General features: G+C 44.4%; 1 protein-coding gene. It reads right to left on the bottom strand.

What is annotated here, in order from left to right:
* On the bottom strand, positions 1-947 hold a 947-nt coding region (locus ACNOHI_RS24600; protein WP_420477360.1), incomplete at both ends, for a DUF262 domain-containing protein.

Genomic DNA, 947 nt, shown 5'->3' with positions numbered 1-947 from the left:
CTTTATAATCTACTTGAAGAATGTGATGGTAGGCATTTGTAAAAGGGATGAGCACGTTATCGACAAAGCCTTTAGGGTTTTCCGTAGGTTTGACGTACTCGCGAATCTCGGTAATAACCGACTTCTCTGCTTTTTTCTTCGCATAGATAGCACGGAGGTAACCGAAAAAGTTCTTAAAGTGGTTACTACCCAGTTTGGTTTCGCAGTCTTCCCATTTTTCGGTGTAAGTGCTTTGGTCTTTTTCTTCGATCTTTTCGAGTACTTCAGATTTCAGGATATCCGCGATCGTCAGGTCTTTTCCCCGGTCATTCAAGACGTTAAATATCCTGAAGGCCATATCTTCATCGGTGGACGCGACCATCACGATCACACATTTTTGTATGATATAAGTGACCATCAGTTCCAGTTGATCCTGCGGATAGTTTTTCCTTTTGAATTCTTCCAGTAATGCCTTGGCATTCATCAGCATTTGGCTTTGGGCATCATTCTTAATGTCGGTCTGGTCGGGTTTGGCGAAATTGTTAGCTAAACCATTTTCTTCTTGGATTAAGGTGTTAAAGCACTCCTGGTCGCGCGTCCGGGTTCTCAGACGATAGGTCGCAGATGTCCCTTTCAGCTTGTTGCCCTTCTGGAATATGAACTCTGAGATCGTCTCTTTATGCCCTCTGTCAGCGATTGAGAACCGTAAACAGGACAACAAGATGGTCAAAGTTGTCAAACGCTGCTGCCCATCTACGATTTGGGCATTTCGGATGTGCTCGCGCTTGATGATCACCGCGCTTCCTAAGAAATAAGGTGGCAGCTCATCAAACGGTTCGTCCTTAAAGGCAAACGTGTGCAAGTCGTCCAATAATTGGGTGCAGTGTTCTTCCTCCCAAGAATACGGGCGCTGGTAATTCGGAATCGTGAATAAATAATTGTCTGAAAATATATCCTTTACCGCAAGT

Origin of the sequence: Noviherbaspirillum sp. ST9 (assembly GCF_048799745.1) — a bacterium.
Lineage (GTDB): Bacteria > Pseudomonadota > Gammaproteobacteria > Burkholderiales > Burkholderiaceae_D > Noviherbaspirillum.
Note: the sequence above shows the minus strand (reverse complement) of the source record. Positions and strands in the feature narration are given on the sequence as shown.